The organism is Sinanaerobacter chloroacetimidivorans (genome assembly GCF_018128545.1).
Classification (GTDB): domain Bacteria; phylum Bacillota; class Clostridia; order Peptostreptococcales; family Anaerovoracaceae; genus Sinanaerobacter; species Sinanaerobacter chloroacetimidivorans.
On record NZ_JAGSND010000002.1, the window covers coordinates 164,135 to 183,274 of the forward strand.

Below are 19,140 nucleotides of genomic sequence, written 5' to 3' on the forward strand. Positions count from 1 at the left end.
AGCGACAGTTATGTCGCATAATAATAAGAGACACCGATGTCGCTTATTGTGAAATAAGGAGAAACAAATGATAAAAAAGGGAGATATGACAAGAACAGCATTATTAAATACAGCGAAAGAACTTTTTTCAGAAAAAGGTTATTCAGCTGTGACTATGAAAGACTTCTGCGAAAGAAGTGGACTTAGCCGAGGAGGGCTCTATCGTCATTTTGCTTCAACGAAGGAAATTTTCATTGAAATGTTGAATTTTGATAGGGAAAATTCTTCAGCAGAGCTGGATAAAGCTATTTCAAACAGGATACCTGCAAAGCAAGTGTTCATCTACTTTATAAAGAAACAAAAACAGGAAATAAAAAATGGTATAGGACGGCTGTCAATTGCTGTTTATGAGTTTTGCACCACTGAGGCAGAGCAAAAAGATTATATGGATAAGCGATTTTCTTCAGCAGTTGATACTCTTGCAAAATTAATAAAGTATGGCCAATCACAACATGAGCTTAGAAATTGTGATTCAGAAGAAACAGCAAGACATATCGTTATTTTCCTGGAAGGACTCAGACTCTCCTCTGCAGTAGTGTCTTTCACTGAGACTATGCTAGAAGAACAATTACAAATTATATATGAAATGGTGGTTTGCAATGACAAATAATTTCACATTTGAACAAATTGATATGCAGAAGTGGGAACGAACTCAACACTTTTATTATTTCGGCAAATAACTGGATAGATTGAGGAGATGGAATAAATGAAAAAAGCGCTTGTTATTATTGATATGCAGATTATGCCCTTTATTTGGAAGGACTACGGCGGTAAAACTCTATATACGGAAGAGGTTTTGATAGCTAATACAAAACAACTCATTGAAAAAGCACGAAACGCTGATGCTCCGATTTACTATGTGATGTATACTGAAAAGGGAGAATCACCAAGAGCAGAAGGCCAACCCCTTTGGCAGGTACATCCAGAAATTGCACCTCAGGAGAGGGATAAACTGGTTGTAAAATACTATGCGGATTCTTTTTTACAAACAAAATTGGAAACATTATTGAACCAACAGGGAATAAAGAATATTGTACTTTGTGGTATACAAACAGAATTTTGTGTTGATACAACCTGTAAAAGTGCTTTTTCACACGGATTTAATATTGAATTAGCGGCCGATTGCCACAGTACTTTTGACTCGGATTTGCTTTTAGCTAAGCAGATTATTGCTCATCATAACAGCATTTTATCCCAGTTTGCTCAAGTCAAACCCGTTTCCGAAATTGAGATGGAATAGTTCTCCGAAATTGAGGTGGAATAGTTCTCTTTCATAATATGAGTTTTTTATAGGTTTTAGTACAAGCTATTCCCGGATGCTTTCTACTCAATAATAGCAAATTATAGGTGTTCCGACAGAGATATTATTGTATATTTTCTCAGCTAACCAAAAAGGAACATTAATACAGCCATGGGAACCCCTTGTTAAATAGATATCTCTTCCAAACTCAGTTCTCCATGTTGCATCATGAATGCCGATATTATTATTAAACGGCATCCAGTATGATACAATCGCGCTATAGTTCTCTCCTTTTAAAACTGTATTTGTTACTTTATACTTGAGACTATAGATTCCTTCAGGGGTTTTGTAACCATCATATATATCCCCTGTAACCACATTCCCATTTGCGATAAGGATTCCAGAATTGTAAAACCACAAATGCTGCTTTGACAGGTCAATTTCAACATAAGTATAGCCTATATCATTTCCATTATGAAATGCTCCTTTTTGACTGTACTTAGGTTCTTTTATGATTGTCCTTCTACTCATTATGTCCTCAATTAGCTCTGCAGTTTCCTGATTGACATCAACCTTCCATCCATAATCACCGCCGCCAATTTTGATTCTAGTCCCTGTTGATGTGACAAAATCACGCACTTTACCACAAGTATCGTAGTGAACTGCAAGTGTTTTTAAAAATTCCTTAATTTTAACTTTATTGATAATTACATTCAAATCTGTGTCAAACTCAATCCAATTACTGATTACATTCTCATCGACAACTTCACTGCCGCCAGCATAAGTATAGATGATTTCTGAAGTTATGTAATGTTCCACAACAGCTTTCGTATTTTTAACCATCTCTGAATCCGATTTGATCGTTGGGTTCTCGTAACATTTTAATTTATCTAGGTCCAGTTCTGATTCTCCATTTATTACAGCGTTTTTAATACAAGAATATAACAATGCATCATTCACTTTATTTCCATATACTTCTTTTACGATATAGTAGCTGCCATTTGAGTATTTAAGTGTAGCGTTCTTTGGTTCAACTACATTAGAATTGTCAACACAGTTGAGTTTACTATATCGTTCCTGTAATAAGTTTTCATCATATGTAAATACATTACCGATATTGAGGACATCTCTGTTAAAAAATGAAATAAACCATAATGTTCTATTCTGCTCCTTTTTAAGTGAATAGCTTCCATATACCCTATCGAATTTCAGTCCGATTTCAGTTCCTTTAATCTGTTCCTCAATATTGCCCCTTTCATGCAGGGCCAATGTATAAGAGGCCGCCCAGTTATTCAACTTTTCATCTGCAGCCTTTGTAGTCAGCCAGGATACATTTACGACTCCATTTATTACTGTACCAGGATAGAAGTGAGTTTTAAAGAATACAGTAACTAAAAATAGAATCATAATTAATGTAATTATTATTGATTTAAAAATATATTTCCTTATGAACTCCTTATTCACAAACATATTATTGCACTTTTCCTTTTTTTAAAACTATATACAAATTAATTGCATTCAATACGTATAATTTTATAATTAAAAATGAAAGTTTATTACTCCGAATAATGATATTTATTTCAATTTTTATCCATCCTATTATTTATAACAAATATTAAATATTTTATAATGAATAGATAAGTGCATTTTAATTTTAAAATATATTATTTGTACGATAAACAATTTACATTAAAGGAGATTAACCTATGAAGGCAACAATACCAGTTTGTGTTCCTGATTTATCATTACGACCATTTAGTCTTTCTGTAGAGCGGACGATGTCATTTCCAACCAATGTATTGTACCGTGCTTGGACTGAACAGTTTGACCTCTGGTTTGCAGAACCAGGTTCAGTCCTGATGAAAGGGGAAGTCAATACTGTTTTTTACTTTGAAACAGCCTATGAAGGGAATCGTCATCCTCACTATGGACGTTTTCTTCGACTTGTGCCTGACCAACTGGTTGAACTTACATGGCTAACGGGTGCTGACGGAACCAAAGGTGCTGAAACGGTTGTGACTGTGGAATTAAAAAAGGTTGAGAGTGGAACAGTATTACGATTAAATCATGCAGGGTTTCCAGATGAAGAATCGAAGGACAGGCATGAACAGGCATGGCCTCTGGTTCTTGCTCAACTGGAGGATAGGTTGATGAAGTTTTCTCATCGTTAATGTGCAATATAATAATTTAGTATACTCTGAAAAATAAAGGATACTACTAAAATCAAAAGTAGCATCCTTTATTTTACTTGAATGTTATATGAATTCTAATTTCATTATAAACTATGATTTGTCACTGCTCATCTTCTTTCTGAATACAATAACCGCAATCACCATTATGACAACCGCATATCCAATTACCCACCAAAGATGTGGTAAAATTGATAAATAGTCTCCGGAAATGGCAGCTCTGCCCGCATCCACAGCGTGAGCAAATGGAAGCGCATAGGCAATTCCTTTGAACCAACCGCCAATCAGATTTAAATCAAACCATGTACCACTCAACCATGCGCTGAGATTAATCAAGAGTGCTCCACAGATACTGCTCACCTGCTTTTCATTAAATATACTTCCTGCTAACAATCCAATTCCAATAAATAGTACAGCTGTTGGCATAAGTACAATAAAAGACAGCAAAACATTGGCATTTACTGTTAATCCAAAGAAGAATGCGGCAATAAAACTTATGACAAGTTGAAGAATCGCCATGGGTAGTAGCGGAAGTGTGTATCCCATGATGTAATCAGAGGCAGAAAGTGGAGCTGTGAACAACCGCATCAAAAATGAGGTGTCTCTGTCTTTCGCTATTAACATTCCAGAGAATATCGAGATAAAGGAAAGACCGAAAACTGTTATTCCCGGAATAAGTTTATCAATGACAAACATTTCAACTTCTATATTGGCTTGAATGGCAGATAGCAGTAATAATATAACCAATGGAAAACCTATACCAAATGCCAAATTCAAAGGATCTCTAAGAATCTCTTTGCTGTTACGTGTAGCAAATGCTAACAATCTCATCAATTTACCTCCCCTTTGGTACCTAGTGAAACAAAGGCATCCTCGAGTGTTTTGGTTTCCGTCTTCGCCATCAATTCTGATACCGTTCCAACCGCCTTTAATTTGCCTTTCGACATAATACCGATTCTATCCGAAAGTGCTTCTGCTTCCTCCATATAGTGAGTAGTGAGAATGATGGTAATACTTCCTTTTAATTTCTCAATAGCAGCCCACAGCTCCCGCCTTGCAATAACATCAAGTCCCAGAGTAGGTTCATCAAGAAAAAGTATCTGTGGGTTCGAAATAAGTGCCATGGCAATACTGAGTCGCCTCTGCATTCCTCCGGATAAAGTTTTTGCTTTATCTTTGGACACTTCTGTAAGACTAAAAGTTGTAAGCATCTCCTCCACTTTTATATCTACAGCTTTCTTGCCGAGGCCGTATATTTGGGCAATTAATTCAAGATTCTCTTTAACAGATAAATTGCGAGCCACAGCAGTTTCCTGCGGTGAAACATTAATCTTTTCTTTTACTGCATGAGGATTGGAGACAATACTGTTGCCAAGGAGAATTGCATCGCCGTTTGTAGGTTTGCTAAGGCAAGTCAACATCTTTATTGTTGTAGTTTTACCTGCTCCATTCACTCCGAGCAAAGCAAAAAGTTCACCTTGATCAATAGAAATATCGAGAGAATTCACAGCGGTCTTATCTTGGAATTTCTTTGTTAAATTCGTTGTTTGTATAGCAATCATTCATCTTCCTCCTTGTATTCCTGTGCATTAAAAATTTCCTGTGCAAACTGCAGGAAATTCTCGTTTTTCATGATTGCAATTCCCTGCGCCTCATCGCCGAGAACCAATAAGCTGTCTCCGGGACAAATGTTAAATATCTCTCTGGCTTTTTTAGGAATCACAATTTGTCCTCGTTCTCCAACCTTTACTAGTCCAAATATGTGTTTCCCCTTTGGCGGAATACCTATTTCTCCCTTGTCATTCGAATAATTTACCAGATCATCCAATGCCACTCCATATAATTCTGCCAAAGCCATACAATTATTGATATCCGGTACTGTTTCTCCGTTTTCCCATTTCATAACAGCTTGTCTTGAAACACCGACTTTTTCAGCAACTTCTTCTTGTGTATATCTACGCGTTTTTCTTAATTTTTTTAAATTTATACTTATCATACTTTTCACATCCCTTATAACCATTGTACAATAATTTACCGAATAATCTACCAACCAAAGATAACACACAATGTTACTTTGGGTTTTCATTTATTTTAATTTAATACAAAAAGAATGTATCTATTTTATTAATTGATACATTCTTTTTTTTGTTAGTTGATTTTTCTAGTATTATACCCAAAATAGAAAATACTACTTTAGCCCTATTTATCAAGTTTTATTTTATGAGACTCCGAACAACCCGATCACCATAAGAATGACGGATACAAACTGAAGTGCATTCATCAAATTCCTTGCTTATAGCATCCATACCTTCAAAAGTAATTTTGCTGCTAAAATCATCACTTTTACTATTTGCAAGAATAGCCTCTAAAATCATCTTTTACTTCATCATCTTTTTCACTATTCCATTAGATATTCAATAGACTACATTATTCCAAGATAAGCACAGTTCCCTGTCCGCCATCAACCAGAACTCTATCTCCTGTTTTAAGTCGTAATGTTGCATTCCCGCATCCCACAACGGCAGGAATCCCAAGTTCTCTGGCAACTATGGCCGCATGGGATAAGGGTGCGCCTACGTCGGTTATCACCGCTGCCGCTTTCGGGAAAAGAGGGGTCCATCCGACATTGGTGGTTGTTGCAACTAAAATTTCCCCTGGTCGAAGTGTTTCGCCTTCTTCGGGGGCTGCCAGAATACGCACCGTACCTTCTACTCTGCCCGCTGCTCCGGCAAAACCTTTGAGCATCTCAGATTCAGATCCATTGACAATCGGCATGGTTGAATCATAGAAGTCCATTCTTCGGTTGGGATCCTTTATCCATTCCAAAGGATTGAAGCGTCCCCGAATCACGGATGGGAATGGCGGCAGCGCCTTGTACTTTTCATAGTTTTCTTTTCTTACCGGAATATGCATTAATTTCACGTCTCTGTCAGCCAGGAGATCCTCTACTTCATTCATGTAGAGAAAAAATACATCATTTCCGATTCCTGTAAGCTCTCCCGTCTTCATTGCAAAGGTACGAATCACTCTAAATACCCTTACGAACTCTGAACGGGCTGCTTCTCGGACACGAGCACCGGCCGATGCTTTTGACATTTGCTTCTCAAGCCATTTTACTTTATTCGGAAAACGCACCTGGAATCTCTTCCAAGCCGCCTCATATTGAATATGCTGCTTCTTTAGAAGTTCTTCCGCATCAGTATTCAACTCTTGAAATTCCTCAATCTGCTTTTCCAGCCAGTTCCTATCTTCAGAGGGATCCGGTATCGATAGCTCAAACTCATGAGGCCCCCTATGCCCGTACTTTATCAAGTATTTCTCACGGCTCATTTCTTCTTTGATCACCTTCGAGATGCCGATAACCGGCCCGAGGCTTTCCAGCTCAGAATCCCCCCTGAGGTTGGACAAAAGAGTGTTGGCATCTTCGGTACCCACCAGCTTTGTAAGCTTCTTGCTCAAGGTCAGAGCAAGAACGGCTTTGGTACCGCTGGCTATCAGCCCCCACCAGGCCTTCGTATTATAAGGCTCTAGTTCATGCTTCCATAGAGTCAGCAGTTCTTCCTTCGTATTTATTTTTCTAATTTTTTCAGTTGTTTCACTGCACCAATCCGGTGTTCTTTCAATATACCGTGACATATCTTTGGAGATTTTTTTAAAATTCCCTAGATAATATTGAATCCTCGGTATTATTACTTTTAGTAACTCCATCTTTGAAAAAGGATAGACAGGAATCGTTAATCCTTCCGGCACCTGACCAAATATTTCACCAAGAATTTTAAAACCTATTTTTGCATTCCCATACAATGCGGTAATGGCAGATAATCTTTGACTGATATTTGAGTATATTCTTCCGCAAATATTGCCTGACCATAGATAATATCCGGGAACAAAACTAATTTCATTGTCCAGGCTTCTTACGATACTCCATGTAAGCGGCGAAACAACATCAGGGATTGCCTCTCCTACATTTGTATTTACCCAAAGAGCATCTCCTGCTAAGCTTTCGTTTATTTCATAGGTATCTAAATTACCCGTTGTCAAAGTGGTTATCGGTCTTGCCTGCAAAAGGTACAGTTTTCCCCCGGCTACAGCCCACTCGATATCCTGAGAACTTCCCAATTCCTTCTCAAGCTTTGCTGCATATTGATACAGATTATCGGCATATTTCTTAAACTCATCAGGACCGTCATATTTTCCCTTCGGTCTGTTTAATCTGAAGTCCTGCGCATTTGCTTCTCCGGAAACAAGCTGTTCTCCCAGTCCATGTACATAATTGCCTATCATGCTTGTATAACTGCCCGTTATCGGATCGGCAGTGAACAATACCCCTGAGATTTCTGAGGGTACCATCAACTGAACAACGACAGCAATTTGATGAGATTGGTCAATACCTTGAACGGTGCTGTATACTTTTACCCTCTCCGATTGTCTTGATTGGAGAACCGTATAGATGGCCTCCAGAACCTTGTCATCCGTTTTCACATTGAGAACAGTCTCAAATTCACCCGCAAAGGAGGCCTGGACCGAATCTTCGCTTAAAGCAGAGGACCGTACTGCAAAGAGCGCTCCTTCATTGTTCCTTCTGATTTTGTTCAAAAAGTGAAGGATCTCATCCCATGCTTCGTTATTCAGCGTTTCTCCTTGAAAAGCCGATGGCAAAACGACAAAGCCTTCCGGTACCGGATATCCGCCCTGATACATTCTGGCCAACATACCGCCTTTTCCTCCTGCAATAGCTTGAAGCTCAGGAGTCAACTCTTTAAAGCTTTTTACCATATCTATCATAAAAGCACACCCTCTTTACTTTTCAATTCCAAATCGAATCATAGAAAGAAAACTGTTCCTATCTTCGAGAAACTCCCGAAGATACGTTTCTTCCAAGTCATCGTTATGATCTAATTCCAATAAAAATTTGTTATCGAAATAATCCAGCGTTAGCATGACTAATCGGAAAGCCTGCTCACGAACCACGCCCTCTCTGAGGGGAACCTTTTCAAATAACAGTTCCCACTCTTTTTCATTATCGGCAAGCAGCATTCCATACTTTTCTTGAATCTCTATTTTAAGTTCAATCGGTGTTGTGTAAAAAGCTTCTCTCATAATTTTCATTAAGCCAGGATTTTTTTTGTAATAATGAAATTTAATGATGCTGAATTTTTCTTTTGTTTCGAAAAAGTCCTGGTGTTCCAACAGTGTGTCAAAACCCATTTCGATCCTTCCTTTTTCTATGCATCGATCCAAAACGCTGAGATACAACTCTTTTTTGCTTTTAAAATGGTGAAAGACCAGTGCTTTGGATATGCCGGCCGCCTCCGCGAGCATTGTAGTTGAAGTATTCGCGTATCCATATCGGGCAAACACATGAAAACAAGCGTCCAAAATTTTTTCTTTATCATAAAGTTGTAACGGCATGAGTAGTACCTCCTTCATCTTATGCTGACCGTCGGTTAGTATGAGATTAACATTTTATTGACCATCGGTCAATATGTTTTTTATTAATATTTCTTGGTATAGTTTCCTTTTATTCTCTCCCGAACATTAGTACGTATTCTTTGGAACGTAACATCAAAATATATAAAATATATTTACCTGCAAATCTCGCGGAAGTTCCAGCAGGAGAAAAAATATTTTTATAAATAATGTAATATTTTTTAATTTTATGCGACTAATTAAAAGAAAGGAGGATTTAGATGAAACAAATAGAGAAGCTGTATTTTACATATAAAAAGGACATTTATCAGTATTTGTTGAGTATTACCCAGAATCCTGCCCTTTCAGAAGATTTGCTCTCAGAGACATTTGTGAGGGCGATCTATTCTATAGGCAATTTCAAGGAGAATTCATCGGTTAAAACATGGCTGTTTGGGATTGCCCGTCATGTATGGCTGCAAAATTTACGGAAAGACAAGTCTGCCATAGAATATAATGACCTTCTAGAATTTTATGTGGCTGACAATATAGTGGATACCATGAATGCAAAATTATTAGCAAACAGGGTCATGGAATTGCTTGAAACGAAAAAGTCCATTTTAAAAAAGGAGGAATTCATTTGAAAATAGCATGCAATATTATATTGGATCTAATCCCGCTTGTAAAGGACCATGTTGCAAGTGAGGATAGCATAAGACTGGTATCAGAACATCTGAAAAGTTGTGAAAGCTGCCTCCTTGAATTTGAAAATGATGCTTTACCAAAAGAAACAAAAATAGATGATATAAAAGTGATATCTTCAATCAGAAAAAAGCTTCTGTTTATCGCATCGGCATTATTATTAGCAGGTGCTTCTATTGGGATGATATTGAACAATAGCGTGTCTTCCAACTTCATTCCAATATTAATAATTATTTTGAGTATCCTTTTGGCAGGAATACTGATATTCAAATATGATCTAAAGGGAGGTAACAGAATGAACAGATTTTTTATGGGAAAAGCGATTGGTACAATCATTGTCTTTGCCGCATTGGGGATTTATTTGCTGCTTAAATATGATTTGCATCTTTTTTAGCAAAGGATATTCAAAACAAAGAATGCGGCTCTTCCTTCCGAGAGTCGCATCCTGTTCGTTTATCCATCAAATTTCTTATCAAAAGAGAACAGCTTCCTTGTTTTATTATTTCTCAGCAGCCAAAGCTCCTGTATTAATTTCTTAAATGTTTCGTACGCAGGTTTTGGCGAGTAATCATCCCTCATAATCCCAAATTGATGAAAAAGATCTTCTTTGGAGCTGTCCGCGTCCCAAAGTCCGAAAAGTTCATAATGGGTGATATGAAGCTCCAGCCGTAAATTGTAAACACATCAACGAATAATATTGATGACATCCTTTCTGGGTGCTGCGGGGTTTGGTTCATCAGCCGGATACCCCAGAACAACCGTACCATAGATGATATGATTTTCCGGAATGTCCAGTTCATTTAAAAGCTGTCGGATCACCGGCATATGGGTCAATCCGGGCAATTGATTCAGCCAGCAGGATCCGACTCCAAGGGAGTGCGCCGCCAGCATCATATTGCCGATGGCCAATGCGGAATCCGGCATCGCATTTCCGCTGTCTTTCAGATTCGATACAATGATATAGGTTGGTGCATGATATAAAAAATCGGCAGTCTCATCCTTTGCCTTCTCAATCAAGCTGGCCACATAGGGATGTGTTTCCGCTGTAACCGGAATGGACAGCAAAGCCTGCCTTATGGATTCATTCACTTTCTGCATCGCATCCCGCCCCTGGATCGCAGTAAACTTCCAGGTTTGCAGCCCCATCCCGGAAGGAGCATAGCTTCCTGCCAGAAGGATATCCTGTAGTTCCTGGTCCGTTATTTGTTCGGAACGAAATTTTCGGATGCTTCTTCTTGTCATAATATTTTCCAATATCTGATTCATATGATTCTCCCTTTTGAATGTATTATAGATTTTATTTATATGATTATTCTTTGACTCTTACCGGTACTTTATCTTGGCACGGAACCCTGGATTGGCACAATCCGCACCCGGAAATATAGCTGCTCTTGGTAAGGATATCCGGTCCGATTTCATTCTTTAATTTCTGCAGAAAAGCACTGCAGACATCTTTGTCATGGCCTTCCTTCGTTATGGCATTTACCGGACACCTTTGAATACAGGCGCCGCAGGTTCCATCGGCATAAAACTTACACCACTCGTAATGGCTTTGGTAAGTCCGTTGATCCGCCGGCAGACGTCCTTCTATAATGATGGTGCAAAACCGCATGGCTTTTCCCTGCCTTGTGATCAGACCATCAGATAAGCCGAAAGTGCCCAGTCCTGCAGCATAGGCAGTATGCCTGTGGGACCATTTGGAAGCGATTCCCAATTTTTCGGAAGTCATCCGGCTCCATTCCGGAAGCAGATCAATGGCAACGGCTCTGATTCCCTTCTTTTCCAACTCCTTTAGAACTCTTTCGCATACATCATAGATAAAAGGTTCCCACTCTCCTCTGGTGACAATCCATCTGAGGCTCGGCATCCCTTCCGCCTGCTTCTGAACCATTTTGGTTTCTGCTGTTTGTGCGAATCCAAAGCTGATTACTGTCAAGTCCTCATCCGTTACCGTGTCATCGTGGTATTTCAGCGAAAAGGCTTCGGAAGGCGACCAATAAAAGTCACCGATATGCTCTTTATAAAAACGGAAGAGTTCGTCACTGCCTGACGCAAATCCTATCATAGGCAAGTTCCACATGGGTTCATCCGGCAGGTCAAGGCTGTGAAAATTATTCAACCCGGATGATTTCACCGCATTCGTAATGATTTTGCTCACTTCCACTTTTGTCGTATTCATATTTTCCTCCATATCTTTCTGACTATCCCAGTTTATTTTGTTTTAACTAGTGGCAATCATACGCCTGGCCAGGGTTAAAATGTCTTCCAGCACCTTGATATCCTGTTTGTTTTTCATGATCATAATTCCCCCTTCAATCAAGGCCACGACACCCTGCGCAACTTCGACACAAGAGGAACCTTCCTTTCCCCGTGCCATCTCCTCAAGAACGATGCTGAGTTTATCGATCCATTTATCAAATACCTCTCTTACTTTTTTAGAGAAAGCCGGATCATGTTCACTCAATTCCAGCGCGATATTGCCGAATATGCAGCCGCATCGAGCTTGTTTGGAGGTATGATTCTCAAGAACCCATTGGAGCATTTCGTTTATTTTGGCTTCCGGGCTCTTTTTCGAGCTTAAAATGCCCTCAAGAACTTCTCTGTCAAATATTTCATAAAAGTAATCCAAAACCTCTAATCCAAGTTCATGCTTCGATGAAAAGTAATGGTAAAATTGGCCTTTTCCAATAGCGGCCGCTTCTAAGATGTCGCTCAGCTTCGTATTTTCATATCCTTTTGATTCAATTAAAGCTGCTGCTATTTTAATAATTTCCTGACGTTTTTGAGACATAACACCGCCTCCTTTCAGCGACATTCTTTTACCTACCGGTTGGTACAATTTTAATATAAAAAAATTTATTTTGTCAAGCAATGAAATTATTCTTTCATTATGCCCGTCATAACGGTCAGATCCACCGTAATATGAGTCGGCATTTCAAAATCCCGAACTTCCAGTCTTGCCTCATCCGCTCCCCAGGTCAGTGGTGTCATTTTCATCAATTGAGGAAAAAGCTCCCTGGAAATTTCGAAAGAATAGGTTATCTTACGGGTATCTGTTACGGTGAGCTTCTGAGCAAAGTAATCGACCATCCTATCATTTGAATAGGAAATATTCTCTTTTCCATGATACAGTATATTTCTTAGTTCCATCAGGTACCGGGAGTCCGGAAATACCTTTACGATGATCCCGTCATTGCGGAGAACCCGTGTGAATTCAAGGTAATTCGCCGGAGAGAGAATATTCAGAATCACGTCAAAGCTTCCGTTATGAAAAGGCAGCTTAGCCAGATCGGCTACACACCACAGGATATCTCCCCCATCACTTCCTGCTGCGATATGAATGCTTTCCTTTGAAATATCAGCACCGGCAAAAAAATATTCTTTCTTCCCGGTTTCTTTCTCCGTGGATTTTCCCTCATCCGCTGCCACAAGCCGCCGTGTAAGGCTGGAAAGGTGGGAGCCTTCACCGCAACCTGCATCAAAGACAGCAAGTTTCCTGTCTCCGACTTTATGCTGATGCTTCTTTATGATTTCTTCCAGAACGTCCATCAGGGGATCAAAGAATCCGGCTCTGCATACCTGATGTCTTGCTTCAAATAAGTCTTTGGAATACACCGCATCATAATGCGATGTCAGTAAATTCAGATAGCCTTTTTTAGACAAGTCAAAGCAATGCTTTGATTTACAAGTCAAACTGGAGGATGCCTGAATCTGCATCTGCTTTCCGCAGAGAGGGCATTTCAGGATTCCTTTGTTCTCCATAATTAATTTACTGATTCTGTCTTTCTTTTTCAGCATTTGATTCATATGACTGTCACCTCTTATTGCCATCTTTTCCGTATCGAGTTCATCATAACATAGACCCTTTGGAATTTCAATCCTGGGGGTATGTACCACTTAATTAAAAACAAAAAATTTTTTTATTTTATTCCTTGACAATTTCTAGCCATTGGAATATATTACATATTGAACAGTGTTCAATAACCTAACACCGTTTACAATCACAGGAGGCAATTAACATGACTATAGAAGAACGCAGAGATCGCGAAAAGGAAGAAATGCGGGAGCTGATCATCAGAACAGCGGGAGATATCATTGCGGCGGAAGGAATCGAAAAGCTTTCCATCCGCAAGATCGCAAACCAAATGGAATATTCTCCGGCCATCATCTATCACTATTTCAAAGATAAAGAGGATATCTTAAATCAGCTGATGTCCAGAGGGTATCAGAAAATCATGTCGGCACTGGTCTCCGCAGATGCAGCTTCAGGAGATCCCGAGGAAAAGTTAAAATTACTTACAAAAAATTACATCGAAACGGCTTTGAAGATGCCTGAGGAATATAAACAGGTCCAGCTTTCCGGCTCACCGGCCTCTTTGCAGTTCACTTCATCCATGTTCCAAGGAGCTTCTGCAAAAAAACCGGCTTTAAAAGTTCTTTCTCAATGTCTGAAGGAAATGTATCCGAATCAGGATGCAAGCGACAGCACCATAGAGCTCACTGCCCAGCTCATTGCCGCTTCCACCTTCGGATTGATTATCAAGCTCATTATCGAAAAGGACATCGACCAAGAGCAGCAGGCAAGGCTCATCGATTATTATGTTGAAGTCATGATCTTAAATATGGCTTCAGGCAGTATTTCTAAAAATAAAAAATAAGGAGGTTTCCAATGAAAAGATTACTGAAAATAGCAGCTTCCATATTGATCTTAATTGCAGTCATTTGCGCCGGAGGAATATTCTATATCAGCCGAGGACTGGAAGAAGGACAGAATCTGGCTCTGAACGGCGTCGATCCCCCTTCCCTTTCGGACGGAACATACCATGGAATCTATGACGGTGGACGTTGGTCCAACGAGGTGAACGTTACGATTACCAATCAGCAGATATCAGAAATAGAAGTTGTAAAAGACGTCCGTTTTCCAAAGCCGGAGGTAACCGGTGAGTTGATCAGCCGTGTTATACAGGAACAGACAACGGCCATAGATGCCGTCTCAGGATCCACAGTAACTTGTAAAGCTTACTTAAAATCAATTGAAAATGCATTGAATCGTTAAGATTTAAAGGATCGCCCAACAAGTCCGGTGTAAACGAAAAAATTTGTGATCGGATCAAAACCGGCGAAAAGCCAAAAGAAAGGAATAGGAAATAAAAATGAAAACACTTGTGATCTATTCAACCAAACATGGCTGTACAGAGCTTTGTGCAGAAAAGCTTTCCGGTCAGCTGCAAGGTTCCGTTGATCTTTACTCGCTGAAAAGCAAAAAGGTTCCGGAGCTCACGCTATACGACAATATCATTATCGGCGGATCCATCTATATGGGAAAGATACAGAAAGAAGTTTCTGAGTTCTGCAATCAGAATTTGGAGCTGCTGAAGAAGAAAAAACTTGGTCTTTTCATTTGCTGTATGGGAGAAGGAGAAACTGCCGAAAAGCAATTGGAAACCTCTTTTCCAAAAGAGTTATTGGATATAGCCGTTGTCAAAAGCAACTTCGGCGGAATGTTCGACTTTAAAAAAATGAATTTTATGGAGAGAACCATCGTAAAAAAGGTTTCGAAAATTACGGGAGACACTTCAAATATCCGGGAAGATATGATAAAGGAATTTGCAAATTTCATGGATGAAGTGGTAAAATAATAGAATAAGGGCAAAATTCAAATAATATGCCCAAGAAAGACGGGAAAGGAGACTTGTTTTATGAAAATTCAAAAAAATGCGGCCATTGTAGGTTTAATGGAGGGCGTTAAAGTTCATTAAACTTGCTACCCTCCAAAAAAGTAAAATCAAAAGCACGAAATTTTGGAGGAAAAAATGGAATATAGAAACTTAAAAAAATATGGTCTGACAGAACGTTTTGAACAGGAAGCCACTATGTATGAGGAACTTTTTCTGGCCAGAGTCAGTGAACAGCACCGAGATCTATACAAAGTAATCTGTGAAGAGGGAGAATTGAATGCCGGTGTTTCAGGAAAGCTTGCCTATGAAGCCTACGATGCCGCTGACTATCCGGCGGTAGGTGACTGGGTCATGATTGACAGGCAGAGAGATGATTCCGGGAATGCTGTGATTCATAAGATTCTGCGCAGAAAGAGCGTCTTTGAGAGAAAGGCGGCGGGTACCTCCCAAACCATTCAGATTGTGGCCGCAAACATTGATATCTTGTTCATCTGCATGTCACTGAATGCCGACTTTAATCTCCGGCGTTTGGAGCGTTATCTGACAGTGGCCTGGGACAGTATGGCTGTACCGGTAATCGTTCTCACAAAATCTGATCTATGCAATGATCTTAGCCTGCGGCTTTCGGAAATTGCAGCGGTCAGTGCGGGTTCTGATGTGGTTGTCTGCTCAGGTATGGAGGAAAACGGCTATGAAAGCATCCTCCCCTATCTCAAAACAGGCAGTACCATCGCGTTTATCGGTTCTTCCGGCGTTGGAAAATCCACATTAATCAACAGGCTTATGGGCCGTGAGGTTCTGGCGACAAAGGAAATCAGAGAAGACGACAGAGGCCGGCATACCACTACTCACCGGCAATTACTTCTGCTGCCGGACGGCGGTGTTGTCATCGACACACCGGGAATGAGGGAATTACAGCTGGAATCCGGTAATCTCTCCAAAACCTTTGAAGAGATCGAAGAGCTTGCTTCCCAGTGCAAGTATGGGGACTGTTCTCATACGACAGAGCCGGGATGCGCTCTTAGAAAAGCAATCGAGACAGGGATCATTTCCAGGGAACGCTTTGAAAGCTATCAAAAACTGCAAAAAGAACTTGGATATGAAGGTTTGAACTCCCGGCAGCTGGAACAGGAAAAAATCAAAAGAATGTTTGGAAGCAAAGGTGAAATGAAGCAGACCATGAAATATGTAAAAAACAAGCATAAAAGATAAGCATGCTGAAGGCTGCCCGTCACGGGCAGCCTTTCTCTATTCATCATCCTTCTTATTCTGTATTCTTCTGATTGCGGCCGTAATGCCCGCAATAATCAGAGCGATTGCGGGAACAAGAAAAAGGATTGGAGCTCCCGCATCCTTCAGTCCCCCGCCCGCCGGACTGCCGGCAGTCAAATCAGGCTGGTATCTGGAAAGTATAAACACCGTAACGGCCGCACAGGCTCCGGCTGCTATAGCACCTATTACAATAGAAGCTGTTGCTGAAGTTGATTTCCGGTTCATCGAGACGGGGCCTACATAGGCATTTCCCTTAATCAAGCGGATCACATAAATACCGGAACATACCGTTAACAGGATCACGATATTGGCCGGATATGCAATCCAGCGGAATCCAAAACCGTAAAGTCCTGTATCAATCAATAAAAGATACAGTAAAAGAAGAAAAGACTGGTTTCCGATTTTATCTCTCCTCTGCATCTGCATTTCATCCAAGTTATTTTTTTTCATTGCTCTCATCCTCCCAAAAGATATCATTAAGGGTCTTCCCCAATACTTTACAAATTGCAATACATAGATTAATCGAGGGATTATAATCCCCGTTTTCTATAGCATTTACCGTCTGTCTCGTGACTCCTACGGCGTCGGCTATGTCCTTTTGAGACATATCCTTGGCTGCCCGTGCTGATTTCAGCCTCAAATTTTTTCCCAAACTACCACCTCATTTTACTTATACATTATCTTATTTTCGGCATGTCCTCGCATTTCTGTATTCACCCTGCATTCACAGTATCATATATGCGATATAATGTCAATTATATTTTACATATATTATAATTAACTTTACACATCCTTGCATTCAAGGTGAATTGTAAAGTAAACTTCCTATTTGCAAATCAAAAGTCTCCTTTTGAAGTGGTCAATATCGCTCATCTTTCATCACCCTTTCCGATGATCGTAAATTTTTCTTTTGATCATACTATTGGTTATTTGAGTCGGTTTCCCTTCTCCGTTAAATAAAACCTTTATCTCCGGTTCGTATCCAAGCTTATACTGGAGAGCTTCCTTTATCCTGCGGGCTGCTTTTCCCTCTATCCTCCGAAAAACCTCTTTATCCTGTACCGCCAATTCCAAAACCAGATTTTCATTCGTGTCCATACTGGCTTTATAATCCATCACTTCTTCAAAGGACAGCACGATTTCATCCAGTTCTCTCAAGTAGAGAAACTGGTTTTCTTGTAATACGACCCGGTTATTCAGCCTTCCCAGAACTTTATTCATGGTATTCAGAAAGGTGCCGCAAGAACAAGCTTTCGATGAAAAGGAGGCGATATCTCCTGTTCTATATCTGATTAAAGGCATGGCCTGTCTATTCAAGGTGGTAAACACTACTTCTCCGTATTGTCCGTTTTCAACAGCCTTCCCAGTATCAGGGTGAACGATTTCAAAATACAAATCACCTTCCCTCATGTGATACCCATTCAAGGCTTCACACTCCACGCCTCCTCCGTATCCCATTTCCGTCATCCCGTAATGGGTAAAGACGCTGCACCCATAGCGTGCCAACTCCTGTACCAATATGGAAGGTACATAATCCGTACTTAACAATACTTTTTTAATTCTTCTTTTAAATAATTCTCTTTTTGCTCTGCTTAGATATAGAATCTGCAGAGGGATCCCTACAATACAGTTGATGTCCTTTTCTTCAATACACTTTGCAACCTCTTCCGTATCTGTAAGGACTCCATGAACCACACATTCTGTCTTTGACATTGATAATGCTTTTTGCAATAAATCTCCGATACTGCCGTAGGAGCTTCCCGGAAGAAGAACCAGTACACGATCTTTGTTATCTGTTAAACAGCTCATACCGAATTTGAAAAAATCAACCGTTAGATTTAGATCTTCTTCCGTGAAAAATATTCTTTTTCCATCACCGGTTGTACCGGAAGTATTCAACGTTACGATTCTTTTTACTTCATGCTGTGGTACACAAAGGAAGTCAAAGGGATTACAGCTGATATCCCGGGGAAATGTGAACGGCAAACGCTGAAGATCTTTTAATGTTTTTATATCATCTTCATGAAGGTCTTTCAGCTTTTCTTTGTAATAGATACTATTTTTCTTTGCATGATTTATCATTTCCCGTATCCTGACTAATTGATAAGCTTCCAATTTTTCTCTGCTTCTCTCCAAGATGCCGGTCCTGTCTACGATCCAGCTTTCAAGAGGTGTGGTTCTCATATTGATTCCTCATTTCCAAACGAGACTGTAAGGTTTGTTCCCCACATCTCTGTAAGGTTTGCTCCCCAGCGCTCTGCAATAAGCTATACTTCAGATTTATCTCTGTTCCCGAATTCATGATTATGATTCTCTAATATCTCACGAACCTTTTCATAGCTCTTAAGTAAAACATCACCACATTTTATCATATAATCCGTATTTCCGTCATCATCGAAGAATCTGCAAACACCGATAATATCGATGCATTCCGTACTCTGAAACAGTTCTTCAAACCACGTTATATATTCATCATCCATGCTCCCAATAACTGACAGTTCTATAAGATATATAATTGATACAATAGAAAATGCTTTCTATCCCCATCTTAAACAGAAAAACACCTCAACAGGCAGTTTCCTATTGCCTGTTGAGGTGCATTTTTTTATTT

The 19,140-nt window shown here is 39.8% G+C and carries 24 protein-coding genes and 1 pseudogene; 9 read left to right on the top strand and 16 right to left on the bottom strand.

The window, feature by feature from the left end; translation table 11 throughout:
• Positions 1–67 precede the first annotated feature (67 nt).
• Positions 68–649: a TetR/AcrR family transcriptional regulator gene (locus tag KCX82_RS03780; protein ID WP_227017112.1), complete on the top strand. Its 582-nt coding sequence runs from the start codon at positions 68–70 to the stop codon at positions 647–649.
• 96 nt (positions 650–745) lie between these two features.
• Positions 746–1,279, top strand: a complete 534-nt coding sequence (locus KCX82_RS03785; RefSeq protein ID WP_227017113.1) for a cysteine hydrolase family protein — start codon at positions 746–748, stop codon at positions 1,277–1,279.
• Between the two features lie 87 nt (positions 1,280–1,366).
• Here KCX82_RS03785 and KCX82_RS03790 read toward each other — a convergent pair whose 3' ends face one another.
• The gene (locus KCX82_RS03790; protein ID WP_227017114.1) at positions 1,367–2,743 is read right to left on the bottom strand and encodes a L,D-transpeptidase family protein; all 1,377 of its coding nucleotides are present in this window, start codon (positions 2,741–2,743) and stop codon (positions 1,367–1,369) included.
• A 242-nt stretch (positions 2,744–2,985) separates the two neighbouring features.
• On the opposite strand from KCX82_RS03790, the gene KCX82_RS03795 reads away from it, so the two are divergent.
• Positions 2,986–3,450 carry an SRPBCC family protein gene (locus KCX82_RS03795; protein ID WP_227017115.1) on the top strand — a complete coding sequence of 155 codons (465 nt, stop codon included), beginning with the start codon at positions 2,986–2,988 and terminating at the stop codon, positions 3,448–3,450.
• 111 nt (positions 3,451–3,561) lie between these two features.
• On the opposite strand, the gene KCX82_RS03800 is transcribed toward KCX82_RS03795, so the two are convergent.
• The 7 genes and pseudogenes from KCX82_RS03800 to KCX82_RS03825 all read right to left on the bottom strand — a co-directional run bounded on the left by KCX82_RS03800 (position 3,562) and on the right by KCX82_RS03825 (position 8,880).
• Positions 3,562–4,299 (bottom strand): ABC transporter permease, encoded by a 738-nt coding sequence (locus tag KCX82_RS03800; RefSeq protein ID WP_227017116.1) that lies wholly within the window; start codon positions 4,297–4,299, stop codon positions 3,562–3,564.
• On the bottom strand, positions 4,299–5,030 hold the full coding sequence (locus KCX82_RS03805) for an ABC transporter ATP-binding protein (protein WP_227017117.1): 732 nt from the start codon (positions 5,028–5,030) through the stop codon (positions 4,299–4,301). The genes KCX82_RS03800 and KCX82_RS03805 overlap by 1 nt, the downstream gene beginning before the upstream one ends.
• The gene (locus KCX82_RS23325; protein ID WP_465250621.1) at positions 5,027–5,251 is read right to left on the bottom strand and encodes an AbrB/MazE/SpoVT family DNA-binding domain-containing protein; all 225 of its coding nucleotides are present in this window, start codon (positions 5,249–5,251) and stop codon (positions 5,027–5,029) included. Before KCX82_RS23325 ends, KCX82_RS03805 begins: the two co-directional genes overlap by 4 nt.
• Before the next feature lie 30 nt (positions 5,252–5,281).
• Positions 5,282–5,554: pseudogene (locus KCX82_RS23330) on the bottom strand (helix-turn-helix transcriptional regulator); the annotation flags it as partial.
• A 127-nt stretch (positions 5,555–5,681) separates the two neighbouring features.
• Positions 5,682–5,843: a hypothetical protein gene (locus tag KCX82_RS03815; RefSeq protein ID WP_227017119.1), complete on the bottom strand. Its 162-nt coding sequence runs from the start codon at positions 5,841–5,843 to the stop codon at positions 5,682–5,684.
• A gap of 52 nt (positions 5,844–5,895) precedes the next feature.
• A complete protein-coding gene (locus KCX82_RS03820; RefSeq protein ID WP_227017120.1) occupies positions 5,896–8,253 on the bottom strand; it encodes a PEP/pyruvate-binding domain-containing protein in 2,358 nt (785 codons plus the stop codon).
• 15 nt (positions 8,254–8,268) lie between these two features.
• Positions 8,269–8,880, bottom strand: coding sequence for a TetR/AcrR family transcriptional regulator (locus tag KCX82_RS03825; protein WP_227017121.1), 612 nt, complete (start codon positions 8,878–8,880; stop codon positions 8,269–8,271).
• 278 nt (positions 8,881–9,158) lie between these two features.
• Here KCX82_RS03825 and KCX82_RS03830 point away from each other — a divergent pair, with 278 nt between their 5' ends.
• Positions 9,159–9,521: an RNA polymerase sigma factor gene (locus tag KCX82_RS03830; protein WP_227017122.1), complete on the top strand. Its 363-nt coding sequence runs from the start codon at positions 9,159–9,161 to the stop codon at positions 9,519–9,521.
• Positions 9,518–9,973, top strand: coding sequence for a zf-HC2 domain-containing protein (locus KCX82_RS03835; RefSeq protein WP_227017123.1), 456 nt, complete (start codon positions 9,518–9,520; stop codon positions 9,971–9,973). The genes KCX82_RS03830 and KCX82_RS03835 overlap by 4 nt, the downstream gene beginning before the upstream one ends.
• 290 nt (positions 9,974–10,263) lie before the next feature.
• On the opposite strand, the gene KCX82_RS03840 is transcribed toward KCX82_RS03835, so the two are convergent.
• The 4 genes from KCX82_RS03840 to KCX82_RS03855 form a co-directional block, all read right to left on the bottom strand.
• Entirely contained in the window at positions 10,264–10,845 is a 582-nt protein-coding gene (locus KCX82_RS03840; protein ID WP_227017124.1) for a nitroreductase family protein, read from the bottom strand.
• A 43-nt stretch (positions 10,846–10,888) separates the two neighbouring features.
• Positions 10,889–11,758 carry a 4Fe-4S double cluster binding domain-containing protein gene (locus KCX82_RS03845; protein WP_227017125.1) on the bottom strand — a complete coding sequence of 290 codons (870 nt, stop codon included), beginning with the start codon at positions 11,756–11,758 and terminating at the stop codon, positions 10,889–10,891.
• Between the two features lie 42 nt (positions 11,759–11,800).
• On the bottom strand, positions 11,801–12,370 hold the full coding sequence (locus KCX82_RS03850) for a TetR/AcrR family transcriptional regulator (protein ID WP_227017126.1): 570 nt from the start codon (positions 12,368–12,370) through the stop codon (positions 11,801–11,803).
• A gap of 86 nt (positions 12,371–12,456) precedes the next feature.
• Positions 12,457–13,377 (bottom strand): putative RNA methyltransferase, encoded by a 921-nt coding sequence (locus KCX82_RS03855; protein ID WP_227017127.1) that lies wholly within the window; start codon positions 13,375–13,377, stop codon positions 12,457–12,459.
• Between the two features lie 221 nt (positions 13,378–13,598).
• Between KCX82_RS03855 and KCX82_RS03860 the strand changes: the two genes are divergently transcribed.
• From KCX82_RS03860 to rsgA, 4 genes are all read left to right on the top strand, one after another.
• Positions 13,599–14,237: a TetR/AcrR family transcriptional regulator gene (locus KCX82_RS03860; protein WP_227017128.1), complete on the top strand. Its 639-nt coding sequence runs from the start codon at positions 13,599–13,601 to the stop codon at positions 14,235–14,237.
• Between the two features lie 11 nt (positions 14,238–14,248).
• Complete coding sequence (locus KCX82_RS03865; protein WP_227017129.1) at positions 14,249–14,635, top strand: FMN-binding protein; 387 nt, start codon at positions 14,249–14,251, stop codon at positions 14,633–14,635.
• Between the two features lie 97 nt (positions 14,636–14,732).
• A complete protein-coding gene (locus tag KCX82_RS03870) occupies positions 14,733–15,218 on the top strand; it encodes a flavodoxin domain-containing protein (RefSeq protein WP_227017130.1) in 486 nt (161 codons plus the stop codon).
• Positions 15,219–15,392: 174 nt separating this feature from the next.
• Positions 15,393–16,469, top strand: a complete 1,077-nt coding sequence (rsgA, locus tag KCX82_RS03875) for a ribosome small subunit-dependent GTPase A (protein WP_227017131.1) — start codon at positions 15,393–15,395, stop codon at positions 16,467–16,469.
• A gap of 36 nt (positions 16,470–16,505) precedes the next feature.
• On the opposite strand, the gene KCX82_RS03880 is transcribed toward rsgA, so the two are convergent.
• From KCX82_RS03880 to KCX82_RS03895, 4 genes are all read right to left on the bottom strand, one after another.
• Entirely contained in the window at positions 16,506–16,979 is a 474-nt protein-coding gene (locus KCX82_RS03880; protein WP_227017132.1) for a DUF6773 family protein, read from the bottom strand.
• Positions 16,966–17,181, bottom strand: coding sequence for a helix-turn-helix transcriptional regulator (locus KCX82_RS03885; RefSeq protein WP_227017133.1), 216 nt, complete (start codon positions 17,179–17,181; stop codon positions 16,966–16,968). Before KCX82_RS03885 ends, KCX82_RS03880 begins: the two co-directional genes overlap by 14 nt.
• Before the next feature lie 227 nt (positions 17,182–17,408).
• Positions 17,409–18,713: a DVU_1553 family AMP-dependent CoA ligase gene (locus KCX82_RS03890; protein WP_227017134.1), complete on the bottom strand. Its 1,305-nt coding sequence runs from the start codon at positions 18,711–18,713 to the stop codon at positions 17,409–17,411.
• Positions 18,714–18,796: 83 nt separating this feature from the next.
• Complete coding sequence (locus KCX82_RS03895) at positions 18,797–19,009, bottom strand: C-GCAxxG-C-C family protein (RefSeq protein WP_227017135.1); 213 nt, start codon at positions 19,007–19,009, stop codon at positions 18,797–18,799.
• Positions 19,010–19,140: the final 131 nt, after the last annotated feature.

Coding starts and splice junctions, on each gene's coding strand:
- KCX82_RS03780 (WP_227017112.1), top strand. CDS start 68: ATGATAAAAAAGGGAGATATGACAAGAACAGCATTATTAAATACAGCG.
- KCX82_RS03785 (WP_227017113.1), top strand. CDS start 746: ATGAAAAAAGCGCTTGTTATTATTGATATGCAGATTATGCCCTTTATT.
- KCX82_RS03795 (WP_227017115.1), top strand. CDS start 2,986: ATGAAGGCAACAATACCAGTTTGTGTTCCTGATTTATCATTACGACCA.
- KCX82_RS03800 (WP_227017116.1), bottom strand. CDS start 4,299: ATGAGATTGTTAGCATTTGCTACACGTAACAGCAAAGAGATTCTTAGA.
- KCX82_RS03805 (WP_227017117.1), bottom strand. CDS start 5,030: ATGATTGCTATACAAACAACGAATTTAACAAAGAAATTCCAAGATAAG.
- KCX82_RS03815 (WP_227017119.1), bottom strand. CDS start 5,843: ATGATTTTAGAGGCTATTCTTGCAAATAGTAAAAGTGATGATTTTAGC.
- KCX82_RS03820 (WP_227017120.1), bottom strand. CDS start 8,253: ATGATAGATATGGTAAAAAGCTTTAAAGAGTTGACTCCTGAGCTTCAA.
- KCX82_RS03825 (WP_227017121.1), bottom strand. CDS start 8,880: ATGCCGTTACAACTTTATGATAAAGAAAAAATTTTGGACGCTTGTTTT.
- KCX82_RS03830 (WP_227017122.1), top strand. CDS start 9,159: ATGAAACAAATAGAGAAGCTGTATTTTACATATAAAAAGGACATTTAT.
- KCX82_RS03840 (WP_227017124.1), bottom strand. CDS start 10,845: ATGAATCAGATATTGGAAAATATTATGACAAGAAGAAGCATCCGAAAA.
- KCX82_RS03845 (WP_227017125.1), bottom strand. CDS start 11,758: ATGAATACGACAAAAGTGGAAGTGAGCAAAATCATTACGAATGCGGTG.
- KCX82_RS03850 (WP_227017126.1), bottom strand. CDS start 12,370: ATGTCTCAAAAACGTCAGGAAATTATTAAAATAGCAGCAGCTTTAATT.
- KCX82_RS03855 (WP_227017127.1), bottom strand. CDS start 13,377: ATGCTGAAAAAGAAAGACAGAATCAGTAAATTAATTATGGAGAACAAA.
- KCX82_RS03860 (WP_227017128.1), top strand. CDS start 13,599: ATGACTATAGAAGAACGCAGAGATCGCGAAAAGGAAGAAATGCGGGAG.
- KCX82_RS03865 (WP_227017129.1), top strand. CDS start 14,249: ATGAAAAGATTACTGAAAATAGCAGCTTCCATATTGATCTTAATTGCA.
- KCX82_RS03870 (WP_227017130.1), top strand. CDS start 14,733: ATGAAAACACTTGTGATCTATTCAACCAAACATGGCTGTACAGAGCTT.
- rsgA (WP_227017131.1), top strand. CDS start 15,393: ATGGAATATAGAAACTTAAAAAAATATGGTCTGACAGAACGTTTTGAA.
- KCX82_RS03880 (WP_227017132.1), bottom strand. CDS start 16,979: ATGAAAAAAAATAACTTGGATGAAATGCAGATGCAGAGGAGAGATAAA.
- KCX82_RS03890 (WP_227017134.1), bottom strand. CDS start 18,713: ATGAGAACCACACCTCTTGAAAGCTGGATCGTAGACAGGACCGGCATC.
- KCX82_RS03895 (WP_227017135.1), bottom strand. CDS start 19,009: ATGGATGATGAATATATAACGTGGTTTGAAGAACTGTTTCAGAGTACG.